The following is an 18,944-nucleotide window of genomic DNA, read 5'->3' on the forward strand; positions in this document are numbered from 1 at the left end:
GGTTGCGACTTCATCGTACCCTGAACTGAAGCCTTCTAGAACGATTCGGCGGAAGGAAAAATCTTGGTCGGTGAGCAGTGAGCAGTGAACAGTGACCAGTGACCAGTGAACAGTGAATAGTGAATAAAAAACATCCCTGAGTGTAATGCCTCTACAGCTCAGGTAATGCGATCGCTAGAGTCTGCCTGTCAACTCCCTCAAAAAACTTCGTCTTCAATCCCACGCCACCATTCACCCAATTTCATCATATCGGCGTGAATATCCGCTAGACCCTGAGCATAAGCCTCTGGCGACAGTGTGGCTCGTTGTTCTTGGAGTTTTTTCAAGCGTAGTTGCACAAGCAGCCAAGGCTTGGAAATACTGTCTGTGCTTTCGATGTATTGTGCTAAATCCTGGCTATCCATGAGCATACTTAATGCTTGTTTTGCAGAGCGATCGCTCCCTAAGACAGTGCGCTTAGCCGTGTCCTGGAGGCGATCGCTTAGTTTCTCACTTCCGTTAACCGTCCTTAAGCGGCAGCTAGATTCTCGTTAACGAAGTCCCAGTTAATCAGGTTGTTAATGAAAGTATCGATGAAGTCAGGACGCTTGTTTTGGTAATCCAGGTAGTAAGCGTGTTCCCAAACATCCAGAGTCAGTAAAGGAGTTTGTCCGAGTGCGATCGGGTTTACCGCATTGGGAGAGTTGGTGATTTTGAGCGTACCATTATCGAGTACGAGCCACGCCCAGCCACTGCCGAACTGGGTGGCAGCCGCTTTCTTAAACTCTTCTTTGAACTTATCGTAGCCACCTAAGTCAGAATCGATCTTCTGTGCGATCGCACCGGTTGGGGCACCGCCACCACCAGGCTTCATGCCATTCCAGAAGAACGTATGGTTCCACGCCTGTGCAGCATTGTTGAAGATGCCACCCTTGGATGAGTCATTGTAGGTTGCCTTGATCACTTCCTCAATCGACTTATCGGCTAGATCCGTGTCCTTGATGAGGTTGTTGTAATTGGTCACGTAAGCCGCATGATGCTTGTCGTGATGGAACTCAAACGTCTTGGCGCTGATGTAAGGGTCTAGCGCATCGTAAGCGTATGGTAAGGGGGGAAGTTCGTATCCCATTTCGGTTCAATCCTCTCAAAACTGCCTTCTAGCTTAAAGCGAATCGAGGAGCTAGAAACATTGCAAACTTCTCGATAATCAGCTTAAATTTTCTATAGCTAAAGCCATAAAATTTAACAATATCATTGTAGCTCAAAAATTGTCTGGCTCTCAATTGTAGCCTTTATATATCCAAATGTAGTAGACTGATTGAAGAGTTTTGTGCTAAGAGTCGCCAAGCACACTTTGGGCAATCAAGTTAATCTAACTCACCCAAATATTACTCAGTTGGGCAACGATTGGTTAAGGTTTCTTTAACGAATGCGATCGCCGCTTCTGGACTCGTCGCTAGGAAAATATTATTATCCGAGAGGCTGTTAAAAAAGAGTTGACTTTGTTGATCGCTAGTCAATAAAATGACAGCCTTACTGGCCTTTAAAGCAAGTGCGACTTCAGAGGCTGTACCAGCACCCATACCACAAGCAATCACCACATCGCTGGAGAGGACGTTGATATTATTTCGAGCGCTGCCCATGCCCGTAATAATGGCAATATCAACAGCCTCCGAGAGGCCGCGATCGCCAGAATTAGGCAAGATACCAACAGTTAGACCCTTAGCAGCTTTAGCACCACGGCTTGCGGCATCCATAACTCCAGCATTTCTGCCCCCCGTCAGTAGTACCCATCCTTCTTGAGCAATTAGAGTACCCAGCTGATAAGCATTTTTTTTATCAGTCTCTGAGGCTCCAGAACCTGGCCCCATCACTCCAATGACAATTTTTCTCATGAGTCAAATCGAATCAGGGCAATATGCTAAGTAAAGGCGTAATTCAGCTCACTTAAGTCTGCTTTAATCAAGGGGTTGGCAAGAAGCGTTCACTAAGAGTTATATTAACTGCTATATTCATTTATTAAACGAAAAGTCAAATATCTAAAGCTGCATCTGTAGGTTGCATCTACTGCAAGAAATTCCATGTCCACCCTATTCAATGCAACCGCATCCACAGAAAATGCAGAAATTTGCTGTACCCAGTGAAACGATAGAGATGAGGACGGCGTGGGAAATACCGATGAGCCAAGTTTAGTAGGTTGGACTGTCTTCCTAGAGCAACCAGCAAAATGGTCTGCTCGATTCAGGCGAGACATCAATCAAAACCGAAGCTAACGCAGGCCACAATTCATCGCCCATCTTTTCTCTCATGAATAATTTTTCGCCACAAGAAATTACTCTGCCGGGTAAAGTCTCGAATCAATATCTAGAACGCCAGCAAACCAGAGAGTCCAATGCTCGAACTTATCCACGGCGCATTCCTATTACCATTCGCGAAGCTAACGGAATTTACGTCAAAGATGTAGATGGAAATTTGTACTTCGACTGTTTAGCTGGGGCTGGAACGTTGTCCCTAGGACATAATCATCCGATTGTAATTGAAGCCATTCGTGCAGCTTTAGATAGTAATCTTCCTTTACATACACTTGACCTGACAACACCGATTAAAGACGAATTTGTTGAAGAATTATTTGCGAGTTTGCCACCTGAATTTGCTCGAAATGCACGGATTCAGTTTTGTGGACCAACCGGTGCAGACGCAACTGAAGCTGCCATTAAACTGGTCAAAACCGCAACGGGACGGCGCAGTATGCTGTCCTTTCACGGTAGTTATCATGGCATGACCAATGGCGCTCTTAGTTTAACGGGCAATCTCGATGCGAAAGTAGCTGTGGCCGGTTTGATGCCGGATGTTCATTTCCTGCCTTATCCCTATGAGTACCGTTGCCCTTTTAATCTAGGCGGTGAGATGGGGCATCGTACCAGCAGCTACTATATCGAATCCATTCTGACAGACCCTGAGAGTGGTATTGTCCCACCAGCAGGGATGATTCTGGAAATTGTTCAGGGAGAAGGAGGTGTAATTCCTGCCCCCGATGAGTGGGTTAGGGAGATTCGTCGCATTACCTACGAGCAAAATATTCCCTTAATTGTGGATGAGATTCAGACCGGTTTTGGTCGTACTGGAAAACTCTATGCGTTTGAGCATAGCGGAATTATTCCAGATGTGTTGCTCTTATCAAAAGCGATCGGTGGGAGTTTGCCTTTATCAGTAGTGGTGTATGACCAAAAACTTGACCAGTGGAAACCCGGTGCTCACGCGGGCACATTTCGGGGCAATCAATTAGCAATGGCAGCGGGAATTGCTGTTTTACGCTATACCTTAGAACATCGACTAGCCGATCGCGCCGTAGAATTGGGCGATCGCCTAACCAGTCACTTGCGGCAGATTCAATCCCAGACGAGTTGTATGGGTGATGTACGAGGCCCAGGATTGATGGTTGGGGTGGAACTCGTTAATCCCCAGGGTAAGGCAAATGCGCGAGGCTGTTACCCACGACATCCACTGATGGCTCGTCAAATTCAAGCAGAGTGTATGCGTCGAGGGCTAATTTTGGAGTTGGGAGGTCGTGATAGTAGCGTGATACGTTTCTTACCTCCTCTGATTGTGACCGCAGAACAAATCGATAGCATTTGCGAAATTTTCCAAGCGGCTGTCAAGGCCGCTGAAGCTAAATTGGCGGGTTTGGATTTGGGTGAGGTGTGCGGATGTTAAATCAAAAATTCCAGCGTGCTAAACCTGATAGCCAGGCGACTTCAAAACAAAACCGATTTGAAACTTTCTTTTTAGGAAATTCTGCGGATAGCTTAAGAGCTTATTCAGCAGCAATGTCCGCCGCTATAGAGGTTCTCATTAAATACTTTGCCTCACAAAATCAGCCTTATAGCGGTGTCAGTCCAGCTGAATTAGCAACTAAATTGACAGAATTCGACATATGTCCAGAAACTGGAGAAAAATTCCCAAAAATACTGATTCAGGTCGGTGAAGCGATTCTGCAAAACTCCGTTGTTGTTTCTCATCCGACCTGTATTGCACACTTACACTGCCCTCCCCTAATCCCAGCACTGGCAGCAGAAGTGTTGATTAGCGCCACTAATCAATCAATGGACTCTTGGGATCAAAGCCCTGCTGCTACGTTACTAGAGCAAGAGATAGTAGACTGGCTGTGTTGCTTATTTGGGTACGATGCAACAGCTGACGGAATTTTTACCAGTGGTGGCACCCAATCCAATTTTATGGGGCTGCTGCTAGCCCGTGACGCTTTCGCCCGCGATCGCTTAAACTGGTCGATTCAAAAGCTGGGGCTGCCCAAAGAAGCCAATCGCTTTAGGATTCTTTGTTCTGATGTCTCTCATTTCACTATTCGTCAATCGGCTGCGCTTTTAGGGTTAGGAGAACAGGCTGTTGTCACTGTAGAGACAGATGCTGATTACCGATTGTGTCCGGTTGCCTTGGAACGCAAACTCGCAGAACTGAAGCAGCAAGAGCTGCTGCCGATCGCAATTGCGGCTACAGTAGGAACGACCGATTTTGGGAGTATTGACCCCTTACCCGAATTAGCAGCTTGCGCCAAGAGACATGGACTGTGGCTGCACGTCGATGCAGCCTATGGAGGGGCTTTAATATTAAGCGATCGCCATCAGCATAAACTAGCAGGAATTGAAGCGGCAGATTCGCTTGTCGTCGATTTTCATAAATTATTTTATCAGCCAATTAGTTGTGGCGCTTTTTTGTTGAAAGACCGCTCTAACTTTGACTTGATTAAACTTCATGCGGAGTATCTAAACCCAGAGACTAACGAAGATTTCGGCTTTCTAGATTTAGTCACCAAATCTGTACAAACTACACGCCGTTTTGACGGACTAAAGCTGTTTATGTCGTTGCAAGCGTTGGGTCGTCAGGCATTTGCAGACATGATTGACACCACGATTGAATTAGCGGGTGCTACAGCTAAATTGATTGCCGCCGAGTCAGCTCTGGAATTAGCCAATTACCCAACTATTAACTCACTCGTCTTTCGCTACTGCCCCCAACAAATTCCTCCGAAAGTTGAGCCGATTACTTGGGCTAATAAAATCAATAACCAAATCCGGCTCTCTCTGCTGCAACAGGGTGCAGCGGTCATTGGTCAAACCCAAATTGCTAACTCTACTTATCTGAAATTTACTCTGCTCAATCCGCGCACGACGATAACCGATATTCAAACTCTTTTGAACCGGATTAAGCAGTTGGGGGAGGAATTGGAAGAAGTTTATTAACGGCCTTATCAGAGGCTACAATTTTCGCTCTCCTTTCGTTCCAGACTTCGGACAGTTTTGATCTGGATAACGAGAGAATTTGGGTTACAAGCTTTAACAAAGAATAAACATTAAGGCTGCCCCCTAAACTGTCCGGACTCTTGTTTCCTCACCTGTAGTATTTGACCATAGGTTCGCCCATCAGATCGAGCTTTCCATCATAACTACGGGAGAGCAATAACTTTTAACGCCTTGAGGAATTTGCTTATGTATTTACTGATGGTTCTGGCTGCTGCTGTTTTCTTTACAGTGGGTGGGATTTTCATGAAGCTTTCACAAGGGCTATCCTTTTTAACACCCAGTTTGCTCGTTTATGTCTTCTTTTGTACAGGAGCTAGCCTGCAAACCCTAGCTATGCATAAGTCTGAATTAGGAGTCACTTACATTTTGGTACTGGGTCTTGAGGCGGTTTTAGCTTTACTGTTTGGCATTTTCATTTTTAAAGAACATTATTCTTTATTGAAACTGTTAGGGGTCAGTTTAATTGTGGTTGGGATAATATTTTTGCGAACTAGTAATAATTAGTTCGCATAGAATATAGTAAGGACACGGCATTGCCGTGCCCCTACCTAGAATGTGTCTTCCATTTGATTAAGAACCGCTATGGTTTTCAAACAATGAATACTACATGGCTCCTACAATCATCCCAGCGAGAATAATAAAACCAATCCAGACATTCTGGCGGAAAATCTCACCATAAACCGGTCTAGGAAGGTCTTTCTGGCGCAGTCGGGTATATTGCCAAGCCCAAAGTGCGATCGCAATTCCCAATCCCAGCCAAAAACCGAGGTGCAACTGCATCACGACACCTAACCGGGCGAGTAAGCCAGCGGTACCAATAAAGAAAACACCAACAGCCTCAGCGGCATAATCTCCAAAAAAGATAGCGCTAGAGTTAATGCCAATCCGCTGATCATCTTCGCGATCGGACATGGCATAAACGGTATCAAAGCCTAATGTCCAAAGTACCGTAGCTCCCCATAGCAGCCAAGTCGCGGGTTCCAGGTTAGCGGTTACCGCACTCCAACTGATCAGGACGCCAAATCCCCAAGCGATGGAAAGGACTAACTGAGGAATGGGGAACACTCGCTTGGCGGATGGGTAAAAGATGATGACAGGCACAGCGGCGACGCAAAGCCAGAAGGTGTAAGAATTGAGATACAGAGCGAGTACACCAGCACAGGCCATTGCCACTAAGGCAACAACAATGCCGACTTGAATAGAAAGGGCGCGAGAGGCAAGGGGGCGATCGCGGGTTCGTTCAACTTGAGGGTCAATATCTCGATCCCACAAATCATTAATCACACAACCAGCACCACTGGTGGCTAAGGTTCCGAGGATAATCACGCCGACTAAAGGTAGAGGGGGTATGCCATTAGCGGCTAGAAAGACGGCCCATAGTGCAGGTACCATCAAGATCAGGCGTCCTGCCGGCTTATCCCACCGCAGAAGTCGAAGAATCGTAAGCCAGACTGGCACGGGGTTTTGTTGGGGTTGGGTCAGCATGGAATAAATTCAGGATGGTTGACTCGTTGTGCTAAGGGAATTTGTATCTAGGATATAGTGCCTATTTACTTAATTGTGTTTACCAATGATTGTTATCCCTTAGAGGCTGGACTAGCGTTGTTACCTGGAAGATACGGGCATGGTTGATTCGTTAACGAAAGAAAATTCTATTACTGTTTCCACCCCTAAGACTGAGCAAGACCGCATTCTGGCAGCGATCGACATTGGTACAAATTCGATTCACATGGTCGTTGTGCAGATTGACCCAGTGCTACCGTCGTTTACAATTATCGCCAGAGAAAAAGAGACGGTACGGCTAGGCGATCGCGATCCCAAGACAGGGGAGTTGACACCCGAAGCAATGGGACGATCTCTGGCTGCATTGCAACGTTGCCAGGAACTGGCAAAAAGCTGCAATGCCGAACAAATTGTTGCCGTTGCCACGAGTGCTATGCGCGAGGCACCCAATGGACGAACCTTTTTGAAGCAAATCGAATCAGAATTAGGGTTATTTGTCAACCTCATTTCAGGTCAAGAAGAAGCGCGGCGGATTTACCTGGGTGTTTTGTCGGGGATGGAATTTAATAACCAGCCCCACGCCATTATTGATATTGGTGGCGGTTCTACGGAATTGATTCTGGGGGATAGTCAGGAACCCCGCTACCTCAGCAGCACGAAAATAGGAGCCGTTCGCCTCACGGCTGAGTTCATCACCACCGACCCCATCAGTCACAGCGAGCTTCCATACTTGCAAGCCTATATTCGGGGCATGTTAGAGCGACCCGTTGAGGAGTTACTGGCTCACCTGCAACCGGGCGAAGAGCTTCGTTTAGTAGGAACCTCTGGCACCATTGAGACGCTAGCGACCATGCACGCTAGAGAAAAGCTAGGAACGGTGCCGAATACCCTCAATGGCTACCAAATCAGCCGCAAAGACCTCAAAGAGATGGTCAAGCGCTTAGCTTCCATGAGTTGCGCCGAACGGGGGGCAATCCCAGGGATGTCAGATCGACGATCAGAAATCATTGTTGCGGGTGCCCTAATTTTAGTAGAAGCGATGACAATGCTGGGGGTTGAGTGCTTGATGATTGGTGAACGGGCACTCCGGGAAGGGGTGATTGTTGACTGGATGCTCACCCACGGATTGATTGAAGACCGCCTGCGCTACCAGGGCTCAGTGCGCGAACGCAGCGTTTTGAAAATTTCCCAAAAATATCAGGTCAATTCGGAATATAGCCAGCGAGTTGCCAACTTGGCTCTGAGTTTGTTTAATCAAACCAAAGGCCATCTTCACCACTGGGATTGTGAAGAACGAGAAATGCTTTGGGCAGCGGCAATTTTGCACAACTGTGGATTATATGTGAATCATTCGGCTCATCATAAGCACTCTTATTACCTGATTCGCCACGCCGAACTTCTGGGTTTTGTGGAAGCGGAAATAGAAATTATTGCCAATCTCGCTCGCTACCACCGTGGGAATACCCCTAAGAAAAAGCACGAAAGCTTTAGCAACTTATCGAGTAAAAAGCATCGGCAACTCGTGTGTCAGCTCAGTGCTTTGTTACGCTTGGCAGTTGCGCTTGACCGCCGCCAAATTGGTGCGATCGCAAAAGTACAATGCGACTATCGCCCGAATGAAAAAGAACTCAATCTGCATCTGTTTCCTGCTAAACCAGACGATGATTGCGTATTGGAACTCTGGAGTTTGAATTACAAAAAAGGTGTTTTTGAAGAGGAATTTTGCGTTAAATTAGTAGCAACTTTAGAATCGGTACCCGTGACAGTCGGTTAACGCTAAAGAAGCCAAAATAATTCTGATTACAGGGTTAAAACAACAGCTAAATTATAGCGGTTCTCATTTGGATGGAATATAGAAACCCTGTAGGGGCGCGACATGTCGTGCCCCTACCTTGTAGTACACGCAACTGAGAAGTGCTATAAGCTCATCCGACGCTTAAAAAAGGTGGGATTGAATGAGAGTCCTGCTACACGCTACACGCACCCTTACGGGGAAGCAAGCTACACAAAGACAAAGCTGGAATCAGAAAGACTGGTCACGTTGTTAACTGCCGCAATTAAGTCATCATCCTTGAAGATGCCAATGTTCGGGGATGAGGCACCTGGAACATTAGTAGATCTGAATGAATAGTCACCCATGCTGCCTGCGAGTTGAATCTTGTCTCCCTCACTGGCATTGAAATCTGCAATGACGGCGTAGCTGTCTCCCAGATAGTAAGTGAGTGTGATCCGTCCAACACCTATTATGTCCGCTCCCGTGTCTTCGCCGAGTACAAAGGTATCAGCTCCACCGCCAGCGATTAACAAATCGTTTTCAAAGACTGAAGGGCTGCCCCATAGAGAACCGCCGTAGCCGTTGAGAATATCATCGTTGTTGCCGCCAAACAAAATGTCGTTCCCGGCTCCACCAGACACCAGATCCCTACCATTGCCACCCAATACCATGTCATTGCCATTCTCACCGTAGAGGGTATCATCGCCATTGTCCCCCTCCATGACATCATTGCCACCCCACCCCACCATGATGTCATTGCCAGACCCTCCAAACATCGTGTCATTGCCCTGACCTTGAGCAAAGGGAATATCATCTCCAAAGAGAAGGTCATCTCCATCCCCTCCCCTAAGTGAGTCGTCGCCTTCACCGCCGTACAGGCTATCATTGCCTGCATCCCCATAAAGCTCATCGTTACCTAAGCCACCACCGATCAAATCATTACCCTGTCCACCACTGAGAACATTGTTGACAGCGTTGCCGAAGAGGGTATCGTTGCCCTGGCTACCAATCAAATTTTCGATGTTGCTTAGCGTTTCAAAGTAGCCCGGATAATCTGGGAAACCAAGTACGCCGGTTGTTAAATCGACGTTGATGCCGCGATCGTAAAAAGCGTAGGTGGCAGTATCAATGCCGTCCCCACCATCAAGGGTGTCTTTGCCCCAGCTACCATCAAGGGTATCATCACCAGCTCCACCATACAGTTGGTCATCGCCAAAGCTGCCGAGGAGAAAATCATTACCATTGGTGCCGTTGTATATTGCCATCGCGTTCGTTACTCCTTATAGACGTGTTGGTTGTGTAGAAGAAGTTGGGTTCTGTCCGTTTAACTCCTTACCAACTTGTACGAATGGGATTTGCTGTTTATGCACCCAACACGCATACATGAGTTGTGAAAGTCTCGCCTTAACCAATTAAAGATTGGTTGCACATGGGCTCCATGCCTCACTGTTGTTCAAATTCATTTCTGGGATGAGGTAGTGCTGTGGGTTTTAACTTGATCGCACAGATGTCTATCCTCTGTCTTCACTTCGGCATTCGTCCTCAGATAATCCCGCACGCGATCGCGAAGCGCTGCTGCGAAGCGCAGATCGCAAGCATAAGCGAGTTCATCGAGTTGGAGAATGCGCTCCACATCCCACAAAATGATTGTGCGATCGTCCCCAGCAGAGGCGATCTGTTTACCATCGGGACTAAACGCCACCGCCCAAACATTCCCCTCATGTCCGGTTAGTGCGGTTATTTCTGTTCCGTCTGTCTTCCAGAGTTTGAGTGCGCCACTTGAGCCTCCTGCTACCAGCATTTGACCGTCTGGACTGAAATCAACTGCCATCATGCCTCTAGTATTTCCCTTTAGAGTTTTGAGCAACGTGCCATCACTCGTCCAGAGTTTAATCGTGTCATCCATACTCGCGGTTGCCAAAGTGCGACCATCTGGACTGATAGCAACTTCCCAAACCCCACTGCCATGACCTTGCAAAGTCTTGGAAAACCGACCGTCCAAGCTCCACAACCGAGCTGTGCCATCTTCACTGGCGGAAACCAGCTTCTTTCCGTCTGGGGTAAAGTCCACATCATAAACCCTAGCCCGATGTCCTTGGAACGTTTTTAGGAACGTGCCGTCTTTATTCCACAGTTTCACGGTTTTATCGTCGCTGGCAGAAGCCAGTAGCTGACCGTTTGGACTTGCGGAGATATCCCAAACGCCTGCCTTATGTCCTGTTATGGTTTTCAGCAGCGTTCCATCGAACTGCCAGAATTTAATCGTTTTATCTCCGCTGGAGGCAGCAAGGATCGGCCCGTTCGCTCTGTTGGCCAAGCTCGCCCCAGAGAGGAAAGCAACGGAGCGAATGGCAGCCTTGTATCCGGCAAAAGACTTCAGCAACGTGCCGTCTCGCGCCCATAGTTTGAAGCTCCAATCCGCACCAGCAGAAGCTAGCATCTGGCCGTCAGGGCTGAAATCCACATCCCAAATCGTGCCACGATGTCCGTGAAGAATTTTTGAGAAGGGGTTGATCGGATTCCAGAGTCGGGCGGTATTGTCATCGCTGGCGGAAACAACAATTTGACTGTTGGGAATAAAGGTTACGCCGCGAATTCCCGATTGATGCCCTTTGAGGACTTTCAAAAGCGTCCCGTCCGGCTTCCAGAGGTTGATGGTTTGGTCGGCGCTGGCGGAAGCAATGACATCGCCTGCTGTGCTGACAGCGACTTCAAACACTTCCGAAGTGTGACCGCTAAGAGTAAGTAGGGGCTGTGCCCCCGTGCCTGCCCATCCGTCGAGTTGCCAGAGTTTGACAGTGTTGTCAGCGCTGGCAGAGACGATGGTAGGACGTTTTGTGCCGCTATTGTCGGCAACTAGGGCGAACTCAACGTCCCAAATGGCAGAGCTGTGCCCTTTCAGGGTTCTCACCAATTCGCCTTTGTTAGTCCAAACCTTGACCGTACCGTCCGCGCTGCCAGAGGCGATCAGGTTTCCATCCGGACTAAAGGCAACACCCCAAACCCCGCCTTGATGTCCTGTCAGAGTCTCGCTCAGTTTGCCATCAACGCTCCACAGACGAATGGTCCTATCTTCGCTGGCAGAGGCAATGCGCTGACCGTCAGGACTCAAGGCGATCGCCCATATCGCAGCGCTGTGTCCCTGAAAGGTTTTGAGAAGCTTGCCTTCCCGACTCCACAAATAAATGCTGCCGTCTACACTGGATGTCACCAGTCGCTGGCTGTCGGGACTGAAACGGAGCGCGAAGACAGTAGCAGTGTGTTGCAACGTTTGCAGCAGCGTACCATTGGGTTTCCAAAGCTTGACCGTTCGGTCGCTGCTGCCTGTGGCGATAAGTTGACCGTCTGGGCTGGCATCAACTGTCAGAACCTGGCTGGAATGCCCTGACAGGCGATTGAATTCTGCCGTTCCGTAGATGGCTTGTTGCAGCACGCGTTGAACTTGAGATTGCACCTGGGGGCTGGAATAAGTGAGATTATCAAGCCTGCGTCTTGCTTGGATAGCAGTCACGAGGGCGTCTAATCGCTGTTGAGAGGCGAATTGCCCTGCGGATGAGGAGGTGAGGGCTTGAATTTCGCTGATGCGGGTTCGTTGTTCGCTCGTGACGGCGCGATGATATTGCCAGAGGGCGATCGCACCGGATGCGATCGCAACGATTAATAACCCACTCAATGCCCCAATAAACCTTCGCTGTCGCTTTGCCGTCTCTCGCTCTAAAACTAGTCGCTTGTGTTGTTCTGCGAGTTGGGCTTCTACTGCTTTGAGCTTCTCTGCTTCTAGCGTTTGCTGCACTTCCAGCCTGTCTAATTCTTGAGAAGCGGCTAAAAATTGATAGTCCAAATCGCTCAAACTTTTCCCTTGCGCCCAGGTTTGGGCATCTGCGAGAGCTTGTCCCCTGAGAAGGCGCGAAGCATCCTGCTGTTTTGAAGCTATCCAAGCATCGAAGGCTTGAGAGTAGGGGCGTAGAAACGCTAATTGTTCTTCTACCCATGAACAATCGAATACGTTCTGATAAATCGGGTTTTTCACTTTCAGAAAACCCTGCTGTTTCTCCACCAAACCCGACAGGAGCAGTTCCATTTGCTCTCGCGAGTCATCGGTTGTAACCTCTCCCTGTTGCAAGATTTGTTGATAGATGCCGAGTAATCTAGCAGTACGTTGGGAATTGCTCAAAATGCGATCGCGTATCGTCCTCAAATGCTCTGGCTCATCTTGAGTTTCCCAGTTGTCGATAATGCGCTCTCGCACCAACTGCTCGATGAATTTTCGATTTTGGATTTTAGATTTTGGATTGGGAATGTTTCCCTGTTTTCCCGCCTCAACCACTAACCGACAAAGCTTTTGTGTCAAAAACGGCTGTCCCTCTGTCCAGTACAAAATTCCAGCTAACAAGGCTTCTGGTTGACTGGCAATCTCCTTTAATCCACCCAGGAGGGGCATGGCTTCGTCTAACTCAAATCCCTTGAGTTCAATTGCCCGTCCGATATTAAACGGCGTGCGATTTTTGTCAGCAATCAAATCCGGCGGTGTGGCTACCCCTAACAGGGCAAAGGTGACGCGTTTATAGGTTGACTTTTGAGCGCGTTTGTTATATTCGGCTCGGATGAAAGCAAAGAAATCGTCAATCGGGAAATCTAAGCTGAGGAGACTATCGATTTCATCAATAAAAATTACGACATTTTGCTGAATTTCTACCAGCAAAACGGTTTCGATAAATTCACTCAGGCGGCTGACTAGGGATAAGTGGGTGCGATCGCGCCACCAAGCTCGTATATTAAAGTCAAGCTGGAAGCTGCTGACTAGAGAGGCGACAACAGAGGCATACCACTGTTCTGGCGTTACCTCTTGAGTACCAATGCCTGTTATATCAATGACTCCACAACAAACGCCTTCACCTTGTAAGCGGTGCATCGTCTGTACCCACAGCGAGGATTTCCCCATCTGCCGGGAGTTGAGGACGTAGCAAAACTCACTTCTTAACAGCGCTTGGAATAAATCTTCATCAGCTTGACGCCTGACATAACTGGGGGCATCCAGTGGTAGACTCCCACCCACTTGATATTCATAGGATGGACTTTGGGCGGTGAGCATTGGGGGAAAGGAGCAAGGGGAAGGGGAAAAGGGGACAGGGGAAAGGAAAGTTTTTAATTATTCTCGTGCTTTTTGAGTTTTGACTCGATCGCACAGATGTCTGTCCTCCTCCTTCACTTCAACATTAGTCCGCAGATAATCCCGGATGCGATCGCAAGCATAACCGAGTTCATCTAATTTGAGAATTCGCTCCACATCCCACAAAATGATTGTGCGATCGTCTCCAACAGAAGCAATCTGTTTGCCGTCGGGGCTAAACGCCACCGCCCAAACATTCCCCTCATGTCCGGTTAGCGCCGTTATTTCTGTGCCGTCAATTTTCCAGAGTTTCACTTCGCCAGATGCGCCTCCCCCCACCAGCATTTGACCGTCCGGACTGAAATCAACCCCCATCAAGCCTCTAGTATTTCCCTTGAGGGTTTTGAGCAGCGCCCCATCGCTCGTCCAGAGTTTAATGGTGTCATCCATGCTAGCACTTGCCAAAGTGCGACCGTCCCGACTGACAGCCACTTCCCAAACCCCACTGCCATGACCTTTCAAAGTTTTGGAAAAGCGACCGTCCAAACTCCACAACCGAACTGTGCCATCTTCACTGCCGGAAACCAGCCTCTTTCCGTCGGGGGTAAAGTCCACATCGTAAACCCTAGCCTCATGGCCTTTGAACGTTTTCAGCAAAGTGCCGTCTAGCTCCCACAGTCTCACGGTTTTGTCGTCGCTGGCAGAAGCGAGGAGCCGATTGTCGGGACTGGCGGAGACATTCCAAACGTTCGCCTCATGTCCTGTTATGGTTTTCAGCAGCGTCCCGTCAAACTGCCAGAGCTTAATCGTTTTATCTGCACCGGCGGCAGCGAATACCGGCGCGTTCGCAGAGCTGGCAAAGTTCGCCCCCGAGAGGAAAGCAACGGATTCAACGCCAGCCTTGTATCGCGCAAAAGACTTCAGCAATGTACCGTCTCGCGCCCACACTTTGAAGCTGCGATCCGAACTGGTTGAAGCGAGCATTCTCCCGTCCGGGCTGAAGCCCACATTCCAAATGCTGCCGCTATGTCCGTACAGGACTTTCGAGAACGGGTTTGTCGGGGTCCAGAGTCGGGCGGTATTGTCGTCGCTGGCAGAGACAACAATTTGAGTTTTGGGAATAAAGGTGACGCCGCGAAGTCCAGATTGATGCCCTTTGAGGGTTTTCAACAGCGTCCCGTTTGGCTTCCAGAGCTTGATGGTTCCGTCGGCGCTAGCGGAAGCAATGACATCCCCTGAATCGCTGACGGCAATTTTAAGCACTTCCGCACTGTGACCTGTGAGAGTTCTCAGCAGCGTTCCGTCGGGTTGCCAAAGTTTAACACTGCCAGCGCTGGCAGAGAGAATAGCGGGACGTTTTGTGCCGTCACTGTCTGCGAGGGAGGCGAACTTAACGTCCCAAACGATAGCGGTATGTCCTTCCAGAGTTCTCACCAGTTTGCCGCCCTGGGTCCAAATCTTGACCGTAGTGTCGGCGCTGCTAGAGGCGAGCAGTTTGCCATCCGGGCTGAAGGCAACGCTCCAAACCCCACCTTGATGTCCGCTCAGGGTTTTGAGGGGTTTGCCATCGAGGTCCCACAGGCGAACAGTGCCGTCTTCGCTGGCGGAGGCAATGATATCGCCGTCAGGACTGACGGCAATGTCCCATATGGCAGCGCTGTGTGCCTGAAAGGTTTTCAGCTGCTTGCCGTCCCGATCCCACAGATAAATGCTGCCGCTGACACTGGACGTGACCAGGCGCTGGCTGTCGGGGCTGAATTTGAGCGCGAAGACAGCAGCCGGGTGTTGCAGCGCGTGCAGCAGCGTACCGTCCCGCTGCCAGAGCTTGACTGTTCGGTCACTGCCGCCGGTGGCGATGAGCTGACCGTCAGGGCTGGCATCAATGCCCAGAACCGGGCTGGAATGCCCCGACAGGCGATTGAATTCTGCCGTTCCGTAGATGGCTTGTTGCAGCACTTGCTGAACTTGAGATTGCAACTCGGGGCTGGAATTAGGGAGGCTGTCGAGCCGGCGTCTGGCTTTGATGGCCGTTACGAGGGCGTCTAATCGCTGTTGGGAGGCGAATTGCCCTGCGGATGAGGAGGTGAGGGCTTGAATTTCGCTCTGTGCGGCGTGGTGATATTGCCAGAGGGCGAAAATGGTGGATGCGATCGCCACAATTAATAACCCACTCAATGCCCCAATAAATTTTCGCTGTCGCTTCGCCGTCTCTCGCTCCAAAACTAACCGCTTGCGTTCCTCTGCCAGTCTTGCTTCCACTTCTGTTAGCCTCGCCGCTTCCAGCGTTTGCTGCACTTCCAGCCTATCCAAGTCTTGAGAAGCGGCTAAAAATTGATAATCCCAATCGCTCAAACTTTTCCCTTGCGCCCAGGTTTGGGCATCTCTCAGGGCTTGTCCCCTCAGAAGGCGCGAAGTATCCTGCCTTTGGGAAGCTATCCACGCATCGAAGGCTTGAGAGTAGGGACGCAGAGCAGTTAATTGTTCTTCTACCCATAAACAATCGAATACCTTCTGATAAATGGGGTTTTTCACCTTCAGGAAACCCTGCTGTTTCTCTACCAAACCCGACAGCAGAAGTTCCATGTGTTCTGACGAGTCATCGGTTGCCACTTTCTCGTGTTGTAAGATTTGCTGATAAATTCCCAGCAATCTGCCAGCGCGTTGCTCGTTTCTCAAAATGCGATCGCGTATTGTCCTCAAATGCTCTGGCTCATCTTGCGTTTCCCAGTTGTTGATAATGCGCCCTTGCACCAACTGTTCCAGCCACCGCGCCTCCTCCCCAGCAGGAATTGTCCTCACGGAATTTGTTGCCATCAGGATAAGCTGACACAACTTTTGTGTGAGAAAAGGTTGTCCCCCTGTCCAGTACAAAATTTCAGCTAACAAGGCTTCGGGTTGACTGGCAATCTCTTGTAATCCCGGCATCAGGGGCATGGCTTCGTGTAACAAAAATCCCTTCAGCTCAATTGCCCGTCCGATATTAAAGGGTGTACGATTTTTGTCTGAAATTAAATCCGGCGGTGTCGCTACCCCCAAAAGTGCAAACGTCAGCCGTTTATACATTGACTTTTGAGCGCGTTTGTTGTAGCAAGCTCTGATGAGAGCAAAAAAATCGTCAATTGGGAAGTCTAAGCCCAGGAGGCTATCGATTTCATCAATAAAAATTACGACATTTTGCTGAATTTCAACGAGTAAAACAGTTTCGAGAAATTCGCTTAAGCGACTGACTAAGGATAAGTGGGTGCGATCGCGCCACCAAGCTCGTAAATTAAAGTCAAGCTGGAAACTGCTAGTGAGAGAACCCACAACTGAGGCATACCATTGTTCAGGCGTCACCTCTTGAGTGCCAATGGCTGTGAGATCTATAACTCCGCAGTAAATGCCTTCAGCTTGCAAACGGTGCAGGGTTTGCACCCATAGCGAGGATTTCCCCATCTGCCGGGAATTAAGGACATAGCAAAACTCACTCCTCAGAAGTGCCTGGTATAGCTCTTCATCAGCTTGACGCCTGACATAACTGGGGGCATCCAGTGGTAGACTCCCACCCACTTGATATTCATAGGATGGGCTTTGGGCGGTGAGCATGAAAACAAGAGATTTTTTACATAGTGTACGATCGTAATCGCTAAAACTAGGGCAGTGCGGCAGAAATAACCATCCAGTTGAAAAAGGTTAAAAAGCTTACTGTACAAACTTTCTTACCTTCTGCCTCTTGCCTTCTGCCTTTTGCCTTCTTGTACTAGGAGCGGATAAGCTCAGGGTATTGGAGTCACTACTGAACGCCTACACCAACTGAGGAAAAACAATGACGACGCTGCTAATTCAAACCATGAGCGTCCCACTGACAGTCAATCTCCCTGCTATCAAGTCGATGAGTGTTGAACAATTCTACGAGTTCTGTCTAGCCAATCGCGATTTGAGAATTGAGCGTACTGCCAGTGGGGAAGTTATCATCATGCCACCTGCTTTTTCAGATACAGGGAATCGAAACATTAAAATTGCTCAACAACTTGCGAACTGGGCAGATCGAGATGGCACAGGTGAAACGTTTGACTCCAGTGCAGGCTTTACTCTACCGAATGGAGCAACTCGCTCTCCCGACGCCTCGTGGATTAAACTAGAGCGCTGGAATGCTTTAACTGAAGAACAAAAATCCTCATTTGCTCCGATTTGTCCAGACTTTGTGATTGAATTACGGTCTTCTAGCGATACTCTCAGTGGATTGCAAAACAAGATGCAGGAATATATTGATAACGGTGCCTCACTGGGATTGTTGATTGACCGCAAGAACCGAAACGTCTACATCTACCGTCCCAATCAAGAACCAGAAATCTTGGATAATCCCGAAACAGTAAGCGGCGATCCAGAGTTACCAGGATTTGTCTTGCGGATGGCAAAAATCTGGTGATTGATATCATTAGACCTCTTGCATAAATCCTGAAAAGCCCCCTAAATCCCCCAATCCTGGGGGACTTTGAATTCATGTTCCCCCCAAAATTGGGGGGCTAGGGGGGCGAAAATCGAATGAGAGCAAGAGGTCTATTATTTATAGGTTTAAAAGCTTCAAGAGTTATTGCCGACTCCATCACACAGATGTCTGTCCTCTTCCTTCACGTCGGCATTGGTTCGCAAATAATCCCGCACCCAGTCGCAAGCAAATACCAGGGGGTCTGTATTGAGAATGCGCTTCACATTCCACAAAATCGCCGTTTGGTCGTGGCTGGTGGAGACAAGGAAAGTGCCGTCGGGACTGAAGGAAACTCCTGTCACTACACCTGTATGCCCCGTGAGCGTCGTCAGCAAGATGCCGTCAGAGTTCCAGAGTTTCACCGTGTTATCCATACTTGCCGTAGCGATAATTTCACCATCCGGGCTAAAGGAAACTCTCGACACTCCCTGTGCGTGACCTTTAAGCGTTTGCAGGAGCTGTGCTTTGTGAGGAACCGAGGTGTCAATAAGAGTCGATGAGAGATCTAATTTCCAGAGTTTGACGGTGCTATCTGTACTGGCTGAGGCGAGCATCTTGCCATCGGGACTGAAACTGACCCCCACAGTCATAGCCTGATGGGCATCAATCGTCTGCAACAAAGTGCCATCAAGCTTCCAAATCGCGATCGCGCCGCTGCTACTGACGGCGGCTAGAGCTTTTCCATCAGGGCTAAAGGCTACATCCCAGAAGGCGCTGCCATCTAGCTTCAGAGTTCGCACTAACGCGCCGTCTGGCTGCCAGAGTTTCACCGTGCCGTCTAAGCTTGCGGAG

General features: G+C 48.9%; 12 protein-coding genes and 1 pseudogene. 5 read left to right on the forward strand and 8 right to left on the reverse strand.

The window, feature by feature from the left end:
* Nucleotides 1–197: 197 nt before the first annotated feature.
* From V6C93_RS09965 to V6C93_RS09975, 3 genes are all read right to left on the reverse strand, one after another.
* Nucleotides 198–404, reverse strand: a complete 207-nt coding sequence (locus tag V6C93_RS09965; RefSeq protein WP_349262669.1) for a hypothetical protein — start codon at nucleotides 402–404, stop codon at nucleotides 198–200.
* A gap of 104 nt (nucleotides 405–508) precedes the next feature.
* Nucleotides 509–1,108, reverse strand: coding sequence for a superoxide dismutase (locus V6C93_RS09970; protein WP_333476505.1), 600 nt, complete (start codon nucleotides 1,106–1,108; stop codon nucleotides 509–511).
* 259 nt (nucleotides 1,109–1,367) lie between these two features.
* A complete protein-coding gene (locus V6C93_RS09975) occupies nucleotides 1,368–1,874 on the reverse strand; it encodes a TIGR00725 family protein (protein WP_333476506.1) in 507 nt (168 codons plus the stop codon).
* Nucleotides 1,875–2,286: 412 nt separating this feature from the next.
* On the opposite strand from V6C93_RS09975, the gene V6C93_RS09980 reads away from it, so the two are divergent.
* The 3 genes from V6C93_RS09980 to V6C93_RS09990 all read left to right on the forward strand — a co-directional run bounded on the left by V6C93_RS09980 (nucleotide 2,287) and on the right by V6C93_RS09990 (nucleotide 5,801).
* Complete coding sequence (locus tag V6C93_RS09980) at nucleotides 2,287–3,693, forward strand: aspartate aminotransferase family protein (protein WP_333476507.1); 1,407 nt, start codon at nucleotides 2,287–2,289, stop codon at nucleotides 3,691–3,693.
* On the forward strand, nucleotides 3,687–5,237 hold the full coding sequence (locus V6C93_RS09985; RefSeq protein ID WP_333476508.1) for an aspartate aminotransferase family protein: 1,551 nt from the start codon (nucleotides 3,687–3,689) through the stop codon (nucleotides 5,235–5,237). The genes V6C93_RS09980 and V6C93_RS09985 overlap by 7 nt, the downstream gene beginning before the upstream one ends.
* Before the next feature lie 246 nt (nucleotides 5,238–5,483).
* Nucleotides 5,484–5,801: a DMT family transporter gene (locus V6C93_RS09990; protein WP_333476509.1), complete on the forward strand. Its 318-nt coding sequence runs from the start codon at nucleotides 5,484–5,486 to the stop codon at nucleotides 5,799–5,801.
* A gap of 99 nt (nucleotides 5,802–5,900) precedes the next feature.
* Here the strand turns inward: V6C93_RS09990 and V6C93_RS09995 are convergent, their stop codons facing one another.
* Nucleotides 5,901–6,782 carry a 4-hydroxybenzoate solanesyltransferase gene (locus V6C93_RS09995; protein ID WP_333476510.1) on the reverse strand — a complete coding sequence of 294 codons (882 nt, stop codon included), beginning with the start codon at nucleotides 6,780–6,782 and terminating at the stop codon, nucleotides 5,901–5,903.
* 139 nt (nucleotides 6,783–6,921) lie between these two features.
* On the opposite strand from V6C93_RS09995, the gene V6C93_RS10000 reads away from it, so the two are divergent.
* Nucleotides 6,922–8,574, forward strand: a complete 1,653-nt coding sequence (locus tag V6C93_RS10000) for a Ppx/GppA phosphatase family protein (RefSeq protein ID WP_333476511.1) — start codon at nucleotides 6,922–6,924, stop codon at nucleotides 8,572–8,574.
* A 227-nt stretch (nucleotides 8,575–8,801) separates the two neighbouring features.
* Here the strand turns inward: V6C93_RS10000 and V6C93_RS10005 are convergent, their stop codons facing one another.
* The 3 genes from V6C93_RS10005 to V6C93_RS10015 all read right to left on the reverse strand — a co-directional run bounded on the left by V6C93_RS10005 (nucleotide 8,802) and on the right by V6C93_RS10015 (nucleotide 17,269).
* Entirely contained in the window at nucleotides 8,802–9,839 is a 1,038-nt protein-coding gene (locus tag V6C93_RS10005) for a calcium-binding protein (protein ID WP_333476512.1), read from the reverse strand.
* Between the two features lie 194 nt (nucleotides 9,840–10,033).
* Nucleotides 10,034–13,666 carry an AAA-like domain-containing protein gene (locus V6C93_RS10010; protein WP_333476513.1) on the reverse strand — a complete coding sequence of 1,211 codons (3,633 nt, stop codon included), beginning with the start codon at nucleotides 13,664–13,666 and terminating at the stop codon, nucleotides 10,034–10,036.
* Between the two features lie 57 nt (nucleotides 13,667–13,723).
* The gene (locus V6C93_RS10015; protein WP_333476514.1) at nucleotides 13,724–17,269 is read right to left on the reverse strand and encodes an AAA-like domain-containing protein; all 3,546 of its coding nucleotides are present in this window, start codon (nucleotides 17,267–17,269) and stop codon (nucleotides 13,724–13,726) included.
* Between the two features lie 220 nt (nucleotides 17,270–17,489).
* Here V6C93_RS10015 and V6C93_RS10020 point away from each other — a divergent pair, with 220 nt between their 5' ends.
* Complete coding sequence (locus V6C93_RS10020; RefSeq protein ID WP_333476515.1) at nucleotides 17,490–18,092, forward strand: Uma2 family endonuclease; 603 nt, start codon at nucleotides 17,490–17,492, stop codon at nucleotides 18,090–18,092.
* A gap of 155 nt (nucleotides 18,093–18,247) precedes the next feature.
* On the opposite strand, the pseudogene V6C93_RS10025 reads toward V6C93_RS10020, so the two are convergent.
* Nucleotides 18,248–18,944: pseudogene (locus V6C93_RS10025) on the reverse strand (WD40 repeat domain-containing protein); the annotation flags it as partial.

The sequence above is a fragment of the Allocoleopsis sp. genome, from assembly GCF_036703385.1.
Taxonomy (GTDB): domain Bacteria; phylum Cyanobacteriota; class Cyanobacteriia; order Cyanobacteriales; family Coleofasciculaceae; genus Allocoleopsis.